This is a genomic window from Roseomonas sp. F4 (assembly GCF_053891155.1).
Genome location: NZ_JBSSHK010000004.1, coordinates 38567 through 56164 on the forward strand (window position 1 = coordinate 38567; position 17598 = coordinate 56164).

Annotated in this window: 14 protein-coding genes; 10 read left to right on the forward strand and 4 right to left on the reverse strand. The window is 67.5% G+C overall.

Annotation, left to right across the window (positions count from 1 at the left end; all coding sequences use genetic code 11):
* Positions 1-95: 95 nt before the first annotated feature.
* The 3 genes from ACVFYP_RS16620 to otnI are packed head-to-tail and all read right to left on the reverse strand — an operon-like array spanning position 96 to position 2428.
* A complete protein-coding gene (locus tag ACVFYP_RS16620) occupies positions 96-980 on the reverse strand; it encodes a 2-hydroxy-3-oxopropionate reductase (protein ID WP_499201318.1) in 885 nt (294 codons plus the stop codon).
* 20 nt (positions 981-1000) lie between these two features.
* Positions 1001-1645: a nicotinamidase gene (locus ACVFYP_RS16625; protein ID WP_499201319.1), complete on the reverse strand. Its 645-nt coding sequence runs from the start codon at positions 1643-1645 to the stop codon at positions 1001-1003.
* Positions 1646-1648: 3 nt separating this feature from the next.
* Entirely contained in the window at positions 1649-2428 is a 780-nt protein-coding gene (gene otnI, locus ACVFYP_RS16630) for a 2-oxo-tetronate isomerase (protein WP_499201320.1), read from the reverse strand.
* Between the two features lie 156 nt (positions 2429-2584).
* Here otnI and ACVFYP_RS16635 point away from each other — a divergent pair, with 156 nt between their 5' ends.
* The 6 genes from ACVFYP_RS16635 (at position 2585) to ACVFYP_RS16660 (ending at position 9379) form a co-directional block, all read left to right on the forward strand.
* Positions 2585-3658: an AI-2E family transporter gene (locus ACVFYP_RS16635; RefSeq protein WP_499201321.1), complete on the forward strand. Its 1074-nt coding sequence runs from the start codon at positions 2585-2587 to the stop codon at positions 3656-3658.
* A gap of 110 nt (positions 3659-3768) precedes the next feature.
* Positions 3769-5364: an ABC transporter substrate-binding protein gene (locus ACVFYP_RS16640; protein WP_499201322.1), complete on the forward strand. Its 1596-nt coding sequence runs from the start codon at positions 3769-3771 to the stop codon at positions 5362-5364.
* A gap of 96 nt (positions 5365-5460) precedes the next feature.
* Positions 5461-6444, forward strand: a complete 984-nt coding sequence (locus tag ACVFYP_RS16645; protein ID WP_499201323.1) for an ABC transporter permease — start codon at positions 5461-5463, stop codon at positions 6442-6444.
* Between the two features lie 10 nt (positions 6445-6454).
* Positions 6455-7366 carry an ABC transporter permease gene (locus ACVFYP_RS16650; RefSeq protein ID WP_499201324.1) on the forward strand — a complete coding sequence of 304 codons (912 nt, stop codon included), beginning with the start codon at positions 6455-6457 and terminating at the stop codon, positions 7364-7366.
* Positions 7366-8349, forward strand: coding sequence for an ABC transporter ATP-binding protein (locus tag ACVFYP_RS16655; protein ID WP_499201325.1), 984 nt, complete (start codon positions 7366-7368; stop codon positions 8347-8349). The genes ACVFYP_RS16650 and ACVFYP_RS16655 overlap by 1 nt, the downstream gene beginning before the upstream one ends.
* Complete coding sequence (locus ACVFYP_RS16660) at positions 8342-9379, forward strand: ABC transporter ATP-binding protein (RefSeq protein WP_499201326.1); 1038 nt, start codon at positions 8342-8344, stop codon at positions 9377-9379. Before ACVFYP_RS16655 ends, ACVFYP_RS16660 begins: the two co-directional genes overlap by 8 nt.
* A gap of 32 nt (positions 9380-9411) precedes the next feature.
* Here ACVFYP_RS16660 and recG read toward each other — a convergent pair whose 3' ends face one another.
* Positions 9412-11484 carry an ATP-dependent DNA helicase RecG gene (gene recG, locus ACVFYP_RS16665; RefSeq protein ID WP_499201327.1) on the reverse strand — a complete coding sequence of 691 codons (2073 nt, stop codon included), beginning with the start codon at positions 11482-11484 and terminating at the stop codon, positions 9412-9414.
* Positions 11485-11527: 43 nt separating this feature from the next.
* Between recG and ACVFYP_RS16670 the strand changes: the two genes are divergently transcribed.
* From ACVFYP_RS16670 to proS, 4 genes are all read left to right on the forward strand, one after another.
* Positions 11528-11908, forward strand: coding sequence for an FAD assembly factor SdhE (locus ACVFYP_RS16670; protein WP_499201328.1), 381 nt, complete (start codon positions 11528-11530; stop codon positions 11906-11908).
* Positions 11905-15519: a transcription-repair coupling factor gene (mfd, locus tag ACVFYP_RS16675; protein ID WP_499201329.1), complete on the forward strand. Its 3615-nt coding sequence runs from the start codon at positions 11905-11907 to the stop codon at positions 15517-15519. The genes ACVFYP_RS16670 and mfd overlap by 4 nt, the downstream gene beginning before the upstream one ends.
* Before the next feature lie 50 nt (positions 15520-15569).
* On the forward strand, positions 15570-15869 hold the full coding sequence (locus ACVFYP_RS16680; RefSeq protein ID WP_499201330.1) for a DUF1467 family protein: 300 nt from the start codon (positions 15570-15572) through the stop codon (positions 15867-15869).
* Positions 15870-16292: 423 nt separating this feature from the next.
* Positions 16293-17597 carry a proline--tRNA ligase gene (gene proS, locus ACVFYP_RS16685; protein WP_499201331.1) on the forward strand — a complete coding sequence of 435 codons (1305 nt, stop codon included), beginning with the start codon at positions 16293-16295 and terminating at the stop codon, positions 17595-17597.
* Position 17598: the final 1 nt, after the last annotated feature.

Consider the following 17598-nt stretch of genomic DNA (forward strand, 5'->3'; position numbering starts at 1 on the left):
TTGTCGAGCGCACGTTTTACGCGAATTTGGGTGTGCGACGGACGCGACGGTGGCGCGCCCGTCGCGTCCTGCGAGTCCTCGCCCCTTGGGCTGGTTCAGGTGTCAGGCGCAACCTTATGCGCAGCCAATGTTTCCAACGCCTTAACCATCCCGGAGTGATCCCAGGCGGCCCCGCCCATCGCGGCGCAAGCGGCGAATAGTTGGGCAGTTGATGCGGTATTGGGCAATGCGACTCCAAGCTCTCGGCCGGACTGCAACGCCAGGTTGAGATCCTTTTGGTGGAGTTCAATCCGGAAGCCGGGCGCGAAGGTGCGCTTGATCATGCGCTCCCCGTGCAGTTCAAGTATCCGCGAGGTGGCGAGGCCGCCCATCAGCGCCTGCCGTACCTTGGCCGGGTCCGCCCCCGCCTTGCTGGCGAAAACCAGGGCTTCGCCCACCGCCTCGATGGTCAGGGCCACGATGATCTGGTTGGCCACCTTGCAGGTCTGGCCGGCGCCGGTGTCGCCCACCAGGGTGATGTTCTTGCCCATCGCTTCGAACAGCGGCTTGGCCCGCTCGAACGCCGATTCGCTGCCGCCCACCATGATGGTCAGCGTCGCCTGCTTGGCCCCCACCTCGCCGCCCGAAACCGGCGCATCGAGGTAGTCGCAACCCTTCTCCGCCACCTTGGCGGCAAAGGTCTTGGTCGCGGTCGGGCTAATCGAGGACATGTCGATCACCAGCTTGCCCGGGGCGAGTCCGGCCGCGACACCGCCGGCGCCGAACAGCGCGGCTTCCACATCGGGGGTATCGGGCACCATCAGGATGATGACCTCCGCCGCGGCGGCCACCGCGCTGGCATCTGGCAGGATGGTCAGCGCCTGCCGCAGCTCCTCCGTCAGGCTGGCGCGGTCTGGCGCGCAGACCTCATGGCCCGCGGCCTTCAGGTGCAGGGCCATGGGCTTGCCCATGATGCCGAGGCCGATGAATCCAACTTTCATGACGACTGTCTCCGGTGATGTCAGATGAGGGCGGATGCGGTGGTGAAGCGGATGCCGGCCTCCGCGAGGCGCCGGCGACTGGCATCGAGGGCCGTGTCCGGACCGAGCCGGGCACAGGCATCCTCAACCAGCCAGGTTTCGAAGCCGAGGGCGGCGGCATCCTCGGCGGTCCAATCGACGCAATAGGGGCGGGTGATCCCGGCGATGAAGACGCGCCTGACCCCCACCGCGTGCAGCCACTCCGCGAGGCCGGTGCCGGTCTTGCGGTCGTTTTCCCGAAAACCTGAATAGCTATCGATCGTGGGACGGAATCCCTTGCGCAGGACAAGCACGACCTTGGCCTGGTCCAGCGCCGGATGGATCGCCGCCCCGGGCGTGGCGCGCACGCCATGATCGGGCCAGAGGGTCTGCGGCCCGTAGGATGTCTCCACCTGATCCAGCGGCGCGCGGCCAGGGTGCTGGGACGCGAAGGACAGGTGGCGCGGGTGGTGCCAGTCCTGCGTCACCACGGCGCGGGCGATCGGTCCGGCCAGGATACGGTTGATGATCGGGATCACCGCCTCCGCCCCCGGCACGGGCAATTCATCCGGGCAGAGATCCATGAAGGTCGGCTGCGGATCGACGATCAGCAGCAGGTCCTGTTCCGGATGCAGGGGCGCGGGCATGGCTCAGCCCTTATAGGGGCTGAACCAACCCAGGCCGGCCACCGTCTCGCCGGCCGGGCGGTATTCGCAGCCGATCCAGCCCCGGAAACCCAGCGCGTCGATCTTGTCGAAGACGAAGGGCCAGTTCACCTCGCCGGTGCCGGGCTCGTTGCGGCCGGGATTGTCGGCCACCTGCATATGGGCGATCAGCGGCAGGTGCTTTTCCACCCGCTTGACGATGTCACCCTCGGTGATCTGGCAGTGGTAAAGGTCGAACTGCATGCCGACCTTCTCCGCCCCGATCGCCTGGATGATGGCGGCGGCCTGGTCGGTGGTGTTCAGGAAGAAGCCGGGAATGTCGCGGTGGTTGATCGGCTCGATCACCGGCTTCACGCCGGCCGGGCCGGCCAACTCCGCCGCCCAGGCGAGGTTGGCGGCCAGCGTCGCCGTCATCGCGTCATGCGGCACGCCGGCCGGGGCGAGGCCGGACATCACATGGATGCGCGGGCATTCCAGCGCGGCCGCATAATCCAGCGCCTTCCGGAAGCCTTCCTTGAATTCCGTCTGCCGGCCGGGCAGTGCGGCCTGGCCGCGCTCGCCCTGGTTCCAGTCGCCGGGCGGGCCATTGAACAGCACCTGGGACAGGCCGTTATCCTTCAGCCTGGTGGCGATCTCGGCCGCGGGGAAGTCGTAGGGGAAGAGGAATTCCACCGCCTTGAAGCCGGCCTTGGCGGCGGCGGCGAAACGGTCGAGGAACGGCAGCTCGGTGAACATCAGCGAGATATTGGCGGCAAAGCGCGGCATGGCGGTCTCCTTCCCCTCCGGTTGCTCCCCGGGCTTCGGGTGATGCCTTGGGCCCTGGCGGCCGGCAAGCCCGCCGGGCAGGGGCGGGGTCGGCGCACGGGGCGTGCGCAGCGCCCGGGCTTCAGCTAAGTCTCGATTCCCAGGCTGGAAATCCCGATGAGCCAAGACTCCATCCGTCCCGCCCGCCTGCTCGGCCTTGGTGCGCTCGTCGCGCTGGGCCTTGGCTGCTTCTGGGTGATGCGGCCCTTCATCTCCGCCCTGCTCTGGGCGGTGATCCTCACCTATACCACTTGGCCGGCCTTCCGCGTGCTGCGGGAGAAGACCGGCCTCGGCCCGGGCAGCGCCGCGCTGGTTATGGTGATCGCCGAATTCGTGCTGATCGCCCTGCCGCTGGTCTTCGCCACGCCGACGACGCGGGAGGAGGTGGATGCGCTTCGCGCCTCCTTCGAGGGGCTGCTGGTGACCGGCCTGCCGAGCCTCGCCACCTGGCTCGGTGGCCTGCCTTATGTTGGTGAGCCAATCCGGGGCCTGCTGGCCGGCTGGGATTCGACCTTCGCCGGGCTGTTCGAGACCATCAGCCCCTATGCCGGCACGATTGCCAGCAACGCCCTGGCCGTGCTGCTGGCGCTGCTGTCGGGCATCGCCGAGCTTATCCTGGCGATCTTCCTGGCCTTCTTCTTCTATCGCGACGGCCCGGCCATGGCCGCCCATGCCGAGGCGGTGATGGAGAAGATGGCCGGGCCGGGTACCCGCCGGCTGATCCTGCTGACCGGCAATGTCACCCGCGGCGTGGTCTATGGCCTGCTGGGTACCGCCGTGGTGCAGGGGGCGATGACGGTGTTCGGCCTGTGGGTCGCGGGCGTGCCGCAGCCGGTACTGCTGGGCGTGGTGGCGGGCGTTCTGTCCATCCTGCCGGTCGGCGCGCCGCTGGTCTGGATTCCCGCCACGGTCTGGCTGTTCACCCAGGGTGAGACGGGCTGGGGGCTGTTCATGGGGGTTTATGGCGCGGCCGGGATTTCCTCGGTGGACAACGTCATCCGCCCCTGGCTGATCAGCCGGGGTGCCGACCTGCCGCTGCTGTTGACGCTGTTGGGGGCGATCGGGGGCGTGATCGGCTTCGGCATCCTCGGCCTGTTCCTGGGGCCCGTTCTTCTGGCAGTGGGCTTCACCCTGCTGCGGGATTGGGCAGGTGAGGGGGCCGGACGGCTGGCCGGCAGGCCGAAGCCCTGAGATCGGGCTTCCGAAGCCCGTCGCGGCACGATATGGACCATGTGAGGCAAAGGCATGGTTTCGGCAGGCGGGCGCAACGACCCGCCGCCACCCAACAGGGGGTATCTGGGATGCGAAGGTTGCTCTTGGCTGCGGCGGCGCTGCTGGCGCTGGGCGCGGCGCCAGGAATCGGTGGGGCTATGGCGCAGACGGTGCGCTGGGCCGCGGCGGGTGATCCCAACACCATGGATCCGCACAGCCAGAATGTCGGTACCGTCACCATGGTGCTGCAGCAGATCTATGACCCGCTGATCCACCGCAATGCCGACCTGTCGCTGCGCCCCGGCTTGGCGCTGTCCTGGACCCAGGTGGAGCCGACGCGCTGGCGCTTCGTGCTGCGCCAGGGCGTGAAGTTCCATGGCGGAGAGGCCTTCGGCGCCGACGACGTGGTGTTCAGCATCGGCCGCGCCCGGCAGCCCACCTCCAACTTCGGCATCTATGTCGATACGGTGCAGGAGGTGGTGAAGGTCGATGACGTCACCGTCGATGTGGTGACCCGCATCGCGGACCCGATCCTTCCGAACAAATTCGCCTCCGTCTACATGATGTCGAAGGTGTGGTCGGAGGCGAACGGCGCCAGCCTGCCGCAGAACACCCGGGCGCGGGAGGAGATGCACACCACCCGCAACACCAACGGCACCGGCGCCTTCCGCCTGGCGAGCCGGGAGAATGACGTGCGCACGGTGCTGCGCCGGAACACCGAATGGTATGGCTGGGCGGAGCCTGATTCGGCGCGGTCCAATGTGCAGGAAATCCAGTTCCGCCCCATCGCCTCCGACGCCACGCGCATCGCGGCGCTGCTGTCTGGCGAAGTGGATTTCGTGCTCGACCCGCCTTTGCAGGACCTGACCCGTCTGCGCGCCGCCCCGAATATCCGCGTGCTGGAAGGGCCGGAGGTGCGCAGCATCTTCCTGGCCTTCGACGTGGCGCGGCCGGAACTGCAATACAGCGACGTGCGCGGGCGCAACCCCTTCGCCGATCTGCGGGTGCGGCAGGCGCTGTACCATGCGATCGACATCCAGGCGATCCACCGCACCACCATGCGCGGCCAGTCCGTGGTCACCGGCACCTTCTTCCCGCCGCAGGTGAACGGCTATTCCGAGGCGGAGGATGTGCGCCTGCCCTACGACCAGGCCCGTGCCCGCGCCCTGCTCACGGAGGCCGGCTATCCGAACGGCTTCGGCATCACGCTGGACTGCCCCAACAACCGCTACATCAATGACGAGCAGATCTGTCAGGCGGTGGCGGCGATGTGGACCCGCGTGGGCGTGCGCACATCGGTGAAGGCGCAGCCTTTGGCTCCCTTCTTCGCGCAGATCCAGCGCCAGGATACCAGTGCCTATCTGCTCGGCTGGGGTGTGCCGACGCTGGATGCGCTGTATTCTTTCCAGTCGCTGCTCGCCACGCGCAACGGCGCGCAGGGCGACGGCATCTGGAACTATGGCGGCTATTCCAACCCGCGCATGGATGCGCTGGTGGAGCGGATGAAGACGCAGTCGGGCGCGGACCGCATCGCCGCGATCCATGAGGCGCTGCGCATCTATCGGGAGGACGTGCCGCATATCCCGCTGCATCACCAGATGATCCCCTGGGCGATGCGCAGCAACTTCACCATCCCGCACGCGGCCAACAACCAGCCTTACTTCCGTTTCGCGCGCATCGACTGAATATCGGCGGCCGACGACGTTTGTCGGCCAAGCGGGTCTAACACCCATGGCGGCGCCAGCCGGCGCCGCCACCACTGCCAGCCGCATCGAGGGACCGTGTTCGCCTTCATCATAAGCCGCATATTGCAGGCCTTGCCCGTCATGCTGACGGTCGCCCTGCTTTCCTTCGCGATGTTCGCCTATGTCGGCGATCCGGTCGCCATCATGCTGGGGCAGGACTACACCGTGGCGCAGCGGGATGCGCTGGTATCCGATCTGGGGCTGGACCAGCCCTTCTTCGTGCAATTCGTCAAATTCGTGATCAATGCGGCGCAGGGCGAATTCGGCCTGTCCTACCGCCTGTCGCGCCCCGTGGCGCAGTTGATCGTGGAGCGCGCGCCGGCGACGCTGGAACTGGCGCTCTGCGCCGCCTTCCTGGCGCTGGCGATCGGCGTGCCGATGGGAGTCTATACCGGCCTCTATCGCAATTCCTGGCTCAGCCGCTTCTTCCTGACTTTCAGCCTGATCGGCGTGTCCCTGCCGACCTTCCTGATCGGCATCCTGCTGATCCTCACCTTCTCCGTCTGGCTCGGCTGGCTGCCCAGCTTCGGGCGGGGCGACACGGTGAATATCGGCGGCTGGAGCACGGGGCTGCTGACCTGGTCGGGGCTGAAGGCGCTGATCCTGCCCTCCATCACGCTGGGCCTGTTCCAGCTCACGCTCATCATGCGGCTGGTGCGGGCGGAGATGATGGAGGTGCTGCGCACCGACTACATCAAATTCGCCCGCGCCCGCGGCCTGACCAACCGGGCGGTGCATTTCGGTCATGCGCTGAAGAACACGCTGGTGCCGGTCATCACCATCACGGGGCTGCAACTCGGCGCCATCATCGCCTTCGCCATCGTGACGGAGACGGTGTTCCAATGGCCGGGCATGGGGTTGCTGTTCATCCAGAGCGTGGGTTCGGCCGACATCCCCGTGATGTCCGCCTATCTGCTGCTGATCGCGCTGATGTTCGTCACCATCAATCTGATCGTTGACCTGTTGTACTACGCGGTGGATCCCCGCCTGCGCATCGGCCGTGGCAAGGGGGCGCACTGAGATGGCCCAGATGAATGCCATTCAGAGGGCGCTGGACAGCGACATCTGGTATTCGTTCACCCGCTCGCCGATCACGGTGGCTTCGGCCATCGTCGCGCTGATCTGCGTCGGTGGCGCGGTGCTGGCGCCCTGGATCGCGCCGCACAACCCCTTTGACCTCGCCTCGCTGCAATTGATGGATGCCTTCAAGCCGCCGGCCTGGGAGGCGGATGGCGATCCACTCTATCCGTTGGGCACGGATGACCAGGGGCGCGATGTGCTCTCCGCCATCATGTATGGCGCGCGGGTGTCGCTGCTGGTGGGCTTCTTCGCCGTGCTGCTCTCGGTCTCCATCGGCATCACCGCGGGGCTCGCGGCGGGTTATATGGGCGGCACGGTGGATGCGGTGCTGATGCGCATCGCCGACATCAAGCTGACCTTCCCCACCATCCTGATCGCGCTGCTGATCGATGGCGTCGTCAGGGCGGCGCTACCACGCGAGGTGCATGACCAGATCGCCTTGTATGTCGTGATCTTCGCCATCGGCATCAGCAACTGGCCCTCCTTCGCGCGCACCGTGCGCGGATCGACGCTAGTGGAGCGCAACAAGGAATATGTGCAGGCGGCGCGGGTCATCGGCCTGTCGCGGGCGCGGATCATGATCACCCATGTGCTGCCCAATGTGCTGGGCCCGGTGCTGGTCATCGCAACGCTGAACCTGGGCTTCGCCGTGCTGGCGGAGGCGACACTCTCCTTCCTCGGCGTCGGCGTGCCGCCGACCCAGCCCTCGCTGGGCACGCTGATCCGCATTGGCAATGACTTCCTATTCTCCGGCGAATGGTGGATCACCATCTTCCCCGGCATTGCCCTCATTCTCCTGGTGCTGTCCGTGAACCTGCTGGGCGACTGGCTGCGCGACGCCCTGAACCCGAAGCTCCGATAATGACCGCACCCCTGCTTGAAGTCCGCAACCTGCGCGTGGAGTTTCCCACGCGCCGCGGCACCCTGGTGGCCTTGAACGACGTCTCCTTCAGCATCGCGCAGGGCGAGGTGCTGGGCGTGGTCGGTGAATCCGGCGCCGGCAAATCCATGACCGGCGCGGCCATCATCGGATTGCTGGAGCCGCCCGGCCGCATCGCCGGAGGCCAGATTCTCCTCAATGGCCGCCGCATCGACAATCTGCCCTATTCGGAATTGCGAAAGCTGCGGGGCAGGGAGATCGGCGCGATCTTCCAGGACCCGCTGACCACGCTGAACCCGCTCTACACCGTCGGCGCACAGCTGATCGAGACGATGGTCACGCATCTGCCGCTGAACCCGGCGCAGGCGCGGGCCAAGGCGATCGAGTGGCTGGAACTTGTCGGCATCCCCGCCGCCAGCCAGCGCATCGACAGCTACCCGCATGAATTCTCGGGCGGCATGCGCCAGCGCGTGGTGATTGCTCTGGCGCTTTGCGCGGAGCCGAAGCTGATCGTGGCGGATGAGCCGACCACGGCGTTGGATGTCTCGATCCAGGCGCAGGTCATCGCCCTGCTTAAAACACTGGCGCGGGAAAAGGGCACCAGCATGATGCTGGTCACCCACGACATGGGCGTGATCGCCGAGACGGCGGATCGTGTGGCGGTGATGTATGCCGGCCGCATCGTCGAGATCGGAACGGTGCGCAATGTGGTGCGCCATGCCAGCCACCCCTATTCCGCCGGCCTGATGGGCTCCATCCCCCCCGTCGGGCGGCGGCTGGATCGTTTGCAGCAGATCGACGGCTCTATGCCGCGCCTCTCCGCCATCCCGCCCGGCTGCGCCTATAATCCCCGCTGCCCAAAGGTCTTCGACCGCTGCCGCGTGGAGCGGCCGGAGCTGATGCCGGCGGGCGACAGCCTGGCTGCCTGCTGGCTCTATGCCGAGGGAGCGCCGCGTTATGCGTGATCCCATCGGCACCCCGATGCTGGAAACGATCAACGTCGCCCGGCACTTCGACGTCTCCCGCCCCCTGGTGCAGCGGGCGCTGGCACGGGAGGGCAAGCGTAGCCTCAAGGCGGTGGATGGCATCTCCTTCGCCATCGAGAAGGGCACCACCCTGTCCCTGGTGGGCGAAAGCGGCTGCGGCAAGTCCACGGTGGCGCGGCTGGTCGTCGGCCTCTATGGCCCGACCTTCGGCAGCGTGATTTTCGACGGCCAGGATTTGTCAGAGGCGCGGGCGAATTCGGAACAACGCCGGCGCATGCAGATGATCTTCCAGGACCCCTATGCGAGCCTGAACCCTCGCTGGCGGGTGCGCGACATCATCGCGGAGCCGATCCGCGCCTTCGGCCTGATGAAGGACAAGGCCGAGATCGACGCCAAGGTGGCAGAGCTGCTGACCCAGGTGGGCCTGTCCCCGCTGGATGGTCAGAAGTTCCCGCATGAATTCTCAGGCGGCCAGCGTCAGCGGATTTCCATCGCCCGTGCGCTGTCCTCCAACCCCGAATTCCTGGTGTGTGACGAGCCGACCAGCGCGCTCGACGTGTCCGTGCAGGCGCAGATCCTCAACCTGATGAAGGATCTGCAGCAGCGGCTGGGGCTGACCTATCTGTTCATCAGCCACAACCTGGCCGTGGTGCGGCAGGTCAGCGACCGCGTCGGCGTGATGTATCTGGGACGGCTGGTGGAGTTGGCGCCGGCGGAGACGCTGTTCACCACCGCGCGCCATCCCTATACGCGGGCGCTGATGGAGGCGATTCCGGATCTGGAAATGACCGGCCGCCAGCGCATCCCGGTGGGCGGCGAGGTGCCGAGCCCGATCAACCCGCCCAGCGGCTGCCCCTTCCATCCGCGCTGCCCGCTGGCCAATGACCGCTGCAAGGCGGAGCGGCCGGAGATGATCGTCGCACGCGGCACGCCGGAAACGCTGGTGGCTTGCCATGCGGTGGAGGAAGGCCGCGACGATGCGCTGGCCTATGCGCGCGGCCTGGGGTGACGGGTTCGCCCTGAAGCCTTCGTTCCGCGCGCCTAACCGGCATCCAGGGCGGCGAGCGTCGTGTCATGCCCGAACAGGGCCAGCAGCCCCAGCGCCGCCTGCCCACGCGGCCCGGCCAGATCCGGGTCGCGGTGCAGCAGCAGCGCCGCATCCTGATGGGCAAGGTGGGTCAGGCGGGCCAGTTCTTCCGCCTCCTCCCGCGGGTCCAGCAGCCGGGCGCCGGGCAGGCCGGACTGCCGGGCGCCAAGGGCGTCGCCGCCGCCGCGGTTGAACAGATCCTCCTCCGCGATCCGAAAACCGTCCTCGGTGTCCCGTAGCACCAGCAGGCGGCGCTTCTCCGCCTCGCCCAGCGCGGGCGAATGGACCAGCAGGCACGAGGAGGGTTTCGCGCCTCGCCCGACGCGGCCGCGAAGCTGGTGCAGGGCCGCCAGGCCGAAGCGCTCGGCCTGCTCGATCAGCATGATGGTGGCGTCCGGCACGTCGACGCCCACCTCGATCACCGTGGTCGCCACCAGAAGCTGGGTTCGGCCGGCGGCGAAATCGCCCAACGCTGCCTCCCTTACCGCCAGCTCCTGCACCCCATGTGCCATGCCCACCTTGCCGGGAAAGCGGGCGGACAATTCGGCAAAACGGTCCTCGGCGGCGACGGAATCATCACGCTCCCCGCCCTCGATGGCACGCACCACCCAATAGGCGCGCTCGCCCCGGGCGATGGCCTCGCCGAGGCGGTCGATCACCTCCGGCAGGCGGTCCTGGCTGACGATGCGGGTCGCGATGGGCTGGCGGCCGGCCGGCTTTCCCTCCAACCGGGAGACCGACATCTCGCCCCATTGGGTCAGCAGCAGGGTGCGCGGGATGGGGGTGGCGGTCATGACCAGCATGTCGGCGTCGCGGCCCTTCTGGGCCAGCATCAGCCGCTGGCCGATGCCGAAGCGATGCTGTTCATCCACCACGGACAGGCCCAGGTCGTGGAACTGCACGGCGTCCTGGAACAGGGCATGGGTGCCGACGACGATCTGCACCATGCCATCCGCCAGCCCTCGCAGCACCCGCTTGCGGGCGGCGCCCTTCACGCTGCCGGTCAACAGCTCCACCTGCACCCCCGCCGGGATGCAGAGTTTTTCCAATGTCCGCAGATGCTGGCGGGCGAGCAGCTCGGTCGGCGCCATCAAGGCGGCCTGGGCGCCGGATTCCACCGCCTGGAGCATGGCGAGCACCGCCACCAGCGTCTTGCCGGAGCCCACATCACCCTGCACCAGCCGCAGCATCCGGCGAGGGCTGGCCATGTCGGCGGCGATTTCCGCCAGCGCTTGGGCCTGGCCGGGGGTGGGCGGATGGCCGAAGGCGGCCAGCGCCTGGGCCGCGAGTTCCCCCGTGCCCGGCAGCGCACGCCCGGCGCGGTCCCGCTGCCGCCGGCGGACCAGGCCGATGGCCAGTTGCTGCGCCAGCAACTCATCATAGGCCAGCCGTCGTCGCGGCAAGGCGGGCAGGGGGCCGTCCGGACGTTGCAGGCTGAGTATCGCGGCTGGGAAGGCGGGCCATCCCTCCTGCGACAACAGGCTGGTATCGGCCCATTCGGTCAGCGCCGGCAGCAGGGCCAGCGCCTGGTCCATGGCCGCGGCGATGCGCCGGCCGGTCAGGCCGCGTACCATCGGCCAGACCGGCTCCACCAGCGGCAGGCCCGATTCCTGCGCCGCCACTTGGGGGTTCATCATGCTGAAGCCGCCCGAACCCTCCGTCTGCACCCGCCCGGCGAGATAGCGCACCTCTCCCGGCGGCATCAGCTTCAGGATCCAGGGCAGGCGGCCGTTCATGAAGCGGAGCGTGATCGGCCGCCCCGAAACCTCTGCCCGCACCTCCACATAGGGTCGCTGGCTGCGGCCGGATCGGGCGGCGCGGTGGCCCAGCGCCACCGCCTCCAGCACGCAATCCTGGTCCAGCGGCGCTTCCGCCGGGTTGGCGGCGCGGGCACGGATCACCACCCGTTCCGGCAGATGCAACAGCAGGTCGAAGACGCGCGCGCCCCCCGCGGCCTCAGCCAACAGGCCAGCCATGGTCTTGCCCACGCCCGGCAGCCCGTCGATCGGGCCGAGCAGGGGCTTCACATAAGACGGCGCCTCGTCGGGCCGGGTTGCTGACAGGATTCCCATGGGCCTCTATATGACAGGGCGCATCGCGAGCGCCGACATGTCCCAGAACACCGAGAGCCTCAAGCTGACCGAAATCACCCCCGAACTCGACCCGCGCCGCCGCAGGCTCAACTTTCGGGCCTGGCATCGTGGCACCAAGGAGACCGACCTGATGGTCGGCGCCTTCGTCGCGCGCCACATCGCCCATTTCACCGAGTCGGAATTGGATGAGCTGGAGCAGATCCTGGAATTGCCGGATGTGGACCTGGCCGACTGGCTGATGCAGCGCCGGCCGATACCTGCCGAGGTGGCGACGCCGCTGCTGGCCCGCATGCTGGTGGAGTGCAACGAGTCGGGCGCCGGCCTGCCGCCGCATCTGCGCCCAGATCCGGGCCCATGAACATTCTGACGGTCCATGGCGCGCCGGAGGGCTTCGACGCCCTTCTGCTGGCGCGGCGGCGCGCCGAGTCCAGCGGATCGGTGCTGCATGTCTGCCGGGACGACGCGCGCATGGCCCGGATGGCGGAGGCGCTGGGCTTCTTCGCCCCGCATGTGGAGGTGCTGCGCTTCCCGGCCTGGGACTGCCTGCCCTATGACCGCGTCTCCCCCAATCCCGAGATCGTCTCGGAACGTGTCGCCACCCTGACCCGTTTGGCCGAGCCCAGCCCTAAGCCACGCATCCTGCTGACCACCATCAATGCCCTGGTTCAGAAAGTGCCGCCCCGCGCCGCCTTCCTGGGCGCGACCCTGGCGCTGAAGCGTGGCGGGCGGGTGAAGCCGGAGAAGCTGACCGAATTCCTGGAAGCCAATGGCTACCACCGCACCGGCTCCGTCATGGAACACGGCGAATATGCGGTGCGCGGCGGCATCGTGGATTTGTTTCCGTCCGGCCATGCCGAGCCCGTCCGGCTCGATTTCTTCGGCGACGAGATCGACGACCTGCGGGCCTTCGACACCGCCACCCAGCGCAGCGGCGCCAAAGTGGATGCGCTGGTGCTGCGCCCGGTGGGGGAGGTGTTCCTCGACGCCGATTCCATCAGCCGCTTCCGCTCCGGCTACCGCGAGCTGTTCGGCGCGGCGGCGGGGGAGGACCCGCTTTACGTCAGCATCTCCGCCGGCCGCCGCCACCCTGGCATGGAGCACTGGGCCGGGCTGTTCCATGACCATATGGAAACCCTGATCGACCATCTGGGGGAGGGGGTCTCCGTCTCCCTCGACCACCAGGCGGAAGACGTGCTGGCCGCGCGGCTGGAAATGGTGGCCGACCATTACGAGGCGCGGCGCATGCCGACGCGGGAGGGGGAGGTGCCCTACCGCCCCGCCCCACCGGACCGGCTCTATATCGACCATGATGGCTGGATCGACATGCTGGAGGAGGCCCGGGTTTTCCGCTTCTCCCCCTTCGATCAGCCGGAACACGCGGCGGGCATCGATGCGGGCGGCAGGCTCGGCCGGATGTTCAACGATGTGCGCGCGGAAGGCCGCAATGTCTTCGAGGCCTATGGCGAACACGCCGCCGCCTTGGCCAAGCGCAATATGCGTCCCGTTCTGGCGGCCTGGACCCGCGGGTCCCGCGAGCGCCTCGGCAATCTGCTGCGCGAGCACAATGTCCCGGCCGAGCCGGTGGACCATTTCCTGGATGTCCAGAAGCTGAAGCTGGGCACGGTGGCACTCGCTATCGTGGGCATCGAGCGCGGCTTCGTCGCGCCCTCCGACAAGCATAGCGACGGCCTGGCCCTGGTCTGCGAGCAGGATCTGCTGGGCGAGCGCATCGCCCGCCCGCCGCGCCGCCGCAAGCGCGCCGACCAGTTCATCGCCGATGCGACCGAGATCGCCCAGGGCGACCTGGTGGTGCATCAGGACCACGGCATCGGCCGCTATGACGGGCTGGAGACGATCCGCATCGGCGAGGCGCCGCATGAATGCCTGCGGCTGATCTATGACGGCGGCGACAAGCTGTTTCTGCCGGTCGAGAATATCGAGGTTCTGTCCCGCTTCGGCTCGGAGGTCGCGGGAGCGGCGCTGGACAAGCTGGGTGGCAGCACCTGGCAGGCCCGCAAGGCCAAGGCGAAGAACCGGATCGCCGATATGGCGGCCGCGCTGATCCGCATCGCCGCCGAACGCCAGACCCGCGACGCGCCCGCCGCGATCCCGCCCGAAGGCGCCTGGGACGAGTTCTGCGCCCGTTTTCCCTTCGCGGAGACCGAGGACCAGCAGCGCGCCATCGCGGATGTGCTGGAGGATCTGGCGGCTGGCCGGCCGATGGATCGGCTGATCTGCGGCGATGTCGGCTTCGGCAAGACGGAGGTCGCACTCCGCGCAGCCTTCGCGGTCGCCATGTCCGGCACCCAGGTGGCGGTGGTGGTGCCGACCACGCTGCTGGCCCGCCAGCATTTCCGCAGCTTCTCCAGCCGCTTCGAGGGGCTGCCCATCAAGGTCGCCCAGCTTTCCCGCATGGTGAACGCCAAGGACGCCCAGGCGGTGCGGGAAGGGGTCAAGGACGGCACGATCAATATCGTCGTCGGCACCCATGCACTGCTGGCGAAATCCATCGAATTCGCCGATCTCGGCCTGGTGATCGTGGATGAGGAACAGCATTTCGGTGTCGCTCACAAGGAACGGCTGAAGCAGTTCAAGGCCGATGTCCATGTTCTGACCCTGACCGCCACGCCCATCCCGCGCACCCTGCAACTGGCGCTGACCGGTGTGCGGGAGATGAGCGTGATCGCGACGCCGCCGGTCGACCGGCTGGCCGTCCGCACCTTCATCACCCCCTGGGACAGCGTCGTGATCCGGGAGGCGATCCTGCGTGAGCGCTTCCGGGGCGGGCAGGTCTTCTGCGTCTGTCCGCGCCTGGAAGATCTGCCACGGCTGCGGGAACGTCTGGCGGAGATCGTGCCAGAGGCGCGCATCGCGGAGGCCCATGGCCGCCTGGCGCCGACCGAGCTCGAACGGGTGATGACGGAGTTCGGCGACCAGAAATACGATATCCTGCTCTCCACCAATATCGTGGAGAGCGGGTTGGACATGCCGGCGGTGAACACGCTGCTGATCCACCGCGCGGATATGTTCGGCCTGGCGGGCCTGTACCAGCTTCGCGGCCGCGTGGGGCGCGGCAAGCTGCGGGGCTATGCCTATCTCACTTGGCCGCAGACGCACCGGCTGTCGGCAGCCGCCGAGAAACGGCTGGAGGTGATGCAGACGCTGGACAATCTCGGCGCCGGCTTCACGCTTGCCAGCCACGACCTGGACATACGCGGCGCCGGCAATCTGCTGGGCGACGAGCAATCCGGCCATATCCGCGAGGTCGGCATCGAGCTGTATCAGCAGATGCTGGAGGATGCGGTCCAGAGCCTGAAATCCGGGGCCAAGGACCGCGACGCGCTGGAGGATCGGGACTGGACGCCGCAGATCAATCTCGGCCTGCCGGTGATGCTGCCCGAATCCTATATCCGTGACCTGCCGGTGCGCCTGGGCCTGTATCGCCGCATTGGCAGCCTGCAGACCGAGGCCGAGATCGAGGCCATGGCCGCCGAGCTCGCCGACCGCTTCGGCAAGCTGCCGGCGGAGGCGGAGACCCTGCTTCAGGTGGTCTGGCTGAAGGCGCTGTGCCGGCAGGTTGGGGTGGAGAAGCTGGATGTCGGGCCCAAGGGCATCGTGCTGTCCTTCCGCGGCAACCGCTTCCCGAACCCGCCCGGCCTGATCGAATGGGCCACGGCCCAGAGCGGCTTCGCCAAGCTGCGGCCTGACCAGAAGCTCGCCTGGGCGCAGGAGATGCCCTATGAATCCCGCATCCGGACCGCGCGGGACTTGCTGAGCACGCTGGCGGAGGTGGCGCAGGGGCGCGTGCCGAAATCCGCCACCCCGCCGCCGAAGCCGCCGGCCCAGGCACCTGCCGCGACCAAGGCGCCGGCCTTCAAGAAGACGGTCTTCCGCACCCAAAGCCTGCCGCCGGCGCCGAAGGGCGCGACGACCAAGCCGATCCCCTTTCCGGGGCGCTGGAAGCGGTAGCTGCCCGGCCGCCGCTTCGGCGCAAGGGCCAAGACAAGTAGGACACGCGCATGGGCTGGTTCACGGGCGTCATCGTCTATCTGCTGATCTGGTGGCTAGCGCTGTTCATCGTGCTGCCAATCGGAACGCGGCCGGTCGATGTGGCGCCGGAGGATGGCGGCTGGCGCGGTGCGCCGGAACGGCCGCTGCTGCTGCGCAAGCTGGTAGGCACCACGCTTCTGGCGGCGATTCTCTGGCTTGGCGTCTTCGCGGTGATGGAAAGCGGCTGGATCGACTTCCGGGACGGCTGGTGGGCCTATACCGGCCCGGGGAGTTCAGCGGTCTTCCCGGGTAGGCCTGCACAAAATTAGGGCGGCAAACCCGCCTCCCCGCGGGTGCCGCCCTAAAAACAGGCACATTAGTTTTGGAAGCCTGTTTTTTGGCTTCCTGCAGCGGCGATTGCTGTTGTGCCGCCTTGGGTGCCGAGGCCAATCTAGGTTCCAGAGGGAGGTTGATCCTCTCTCTGCCGTGTGACTGGCGTTTCCTCCCTAAACTCGGGCCGTACCCTCACGGGTGCGGCCCTTCTTTTTTACTCCGCTGCCGCACCGGCGCAAGGGCTTTCTTAAGGGACGAAGCATTTTTTCGCTCTTTCCTTACCCGAATGGCCGGGTTAGCGCATTTTTGTTGCTGCGGTGCAGCAGGATACGCATTGCATCGCACAATGACGGGCCATGGCTGGCGCGGAGGCTTCGGGAACATTAGGTTCCCCCTCCCGTCCCTCTAGGAGCCGCCACTTGCGCCTCTCCCGCGCCTTCCTGCCGACCCTGAAGGAAACCCCGGCCGAGGCGACCATCGCCTCGCACCGTCTCATGCTGCGCGCTGGCCTGGTGCGGCAGACCAGCGCCGGCATCTATGCCTGGCTGCCACTGGGCTGGCGCGTGCTGCAGAAGATCGAGCAGATCGTGCGGGAGGAGCAGGACCGGGCCGGCGCCCAGGAAATCCTGATGCCGACCATCCAGTCGGCCGAGCTCTGGCGCCAGTCCGGCCGTTACGACGCCTATGGGCCAGAAATGCTGCGCCTGAAGGACCGGCACGACCGGGAGATGCTGTTCGGCCCGACCAATGAGGAAATGGTCACCGACATCTTTCGCGGATTTGCGAAGAGCTATCGCGACCTTCCCCGGAATCTGTACCACATCCAGTGGAAGTTCCGGGACGAGGTGCGGCCTCGCTTTGGCGTGATGCGAGGACGCGAATTCCTGATGAAGGATGCCTATTCCTTCGATGTCACCAAGGAAGGCGCGCAGCACAGCTATCGCCAGATGTTCCTGGCCTATCTCCGCACCTTCGCGCGGATGGGGTTGAAGGCGGTGCCGATGCGCGCGGATACCGGCCCCATCGGCGGCAACCTGTCGCACGAGTTCATCATCCTGGCCGAAACCGGCGAGTCCCAGGTCTTTGTCAGCCAGGACCTGCTGGACATGAACGCGCTGGAAGGCGCGCCGGACTACAACGCCGACCTGGCCCCGGCCGTCGAGGCCTGGACCAGCCATTACGCCGCCACCGAGGAAATGCACGACCCCGTCGCCTGGGAGCAGGTGCCGGAAGCCAAACGCGTCTCCGCGCGCGGCATCGAGGTCGGCCATATCTTCTATTTCGGCACCAAGTACTCCGCGACCATGGGCCTGTCCGTGCAGGGCTCGGACGGCAAGCCGGTGGTACCGGAGATGGGCAGCTACGGCATCGGCGTCTCCCGCCTGGTCGGCGCCACCATCGAGGCCAATCACGACGAGGCCGGCATCAAATGGCCGGATGCGGTCGCCCCCTTCAAGGCGGTGGTGATCAACCTGAAGCAGGGCGACGCCGCCTGCGACGCGCTGAGCGAGCGGATGTACGCCGCGATCCCGGAGGCGCTGTATGACGACCGCGCCGAACGCGCCGGCCCGAAATTCGCCGACGCCGACCTGATGGGGCATCCCTGGCAGGTTGTGATCGGTCCGCGTGGCGCCGCGAATGGCGTGGTGGAGCTGAAGCGCCGCGCCACGGGGGAAAAGATGGAAGTCTCGCCCGAGGATGCGCTGGCCAAGATCCTCGGTTGAG

Excerpts from the sequence above, each read along its gene's own strand:
- ACVFYP_RS16680 (WP_499201330.1), top strand. The coding sequence starts at position 15,570 with ATGGGCTGGTTCACGGGCGTCATCGTCTATCTGCTGATCTGGTGGCTA.
- ACVFYP_RS16620 (WP_499201318.1), bottom strand. The coding sequence starts at position 980 with ATGAAAGTTGGATTCATCGGCCTCGGCATCATGGGCAAGCCCATGGCC.
- ACVFYP_RS16655 (WP_499201325.1), top strand. The coding sequence starts at position 7,366 with ATGACCGCACCCCTGCTTGAAGTCCGCAACCTGCGCGTGGAGTTTCCC.
- otnI (WP_499201320.1), bottom strand. The coding sequence starts at position 2,428 with ATGCCGCGCTTTGCCGCCAATATCTCGCTGATGTTCACCGAGCTGCCG.
- ACVFYP_RS16670 (WP_499201328.1), top strand. The coding sequence starts at position 11,528 with ATGGGCCTCTATATGACAGGGCGCATCGCGAGCGCCGACATGTCCCAG.
- ACVFYP_RS16640 (WP_499201322.1), top strand. The coding sequence starts at position 3,769 with ATGCGAAGGTTGCTCTTGGCTGCGGCGGCGCTGCTGGCGCTGGGCGCG.
- mfd (WP_499201329.1), top strand. The coding sequence starts at position 11,905 with ATGAACATTCTGACGGTCCATGGCGCGCCGGAGGGCTTCGACGCCCTT.
- ACVFYP_RS16625 (WP_499201319.1), bottom strand. The coding sequence starts at position 1,645 with ATGCCCGCGCCCCTGCATCCGGAACAGGACCTGCTGCTGATCGTCGAT.
- ACVFYP_RS16650 (WP_499201324.1), top strand. The coding sequence starts at position 6,455 with ATGAATGCCATTCAGAGGGCGCTGGACAGCGACATCTGGTATTCGTTC.
- ACVFYP_RS16635 (WP_499201321.1), top strand. The coding sequence starts at position 2,585 with ATGAGCCAAGACTCCATCCGTCCCGCCCGCCTGCTCGGCCTTGGTGCG.
- ACVFYP_RS16660 (WP_499201326.1), top strand. The coding sequence starts at position 8,342 with ATGCGTGATCCCATCGGCACCCCGATGCTGGAAACGATCAACGTCGCC.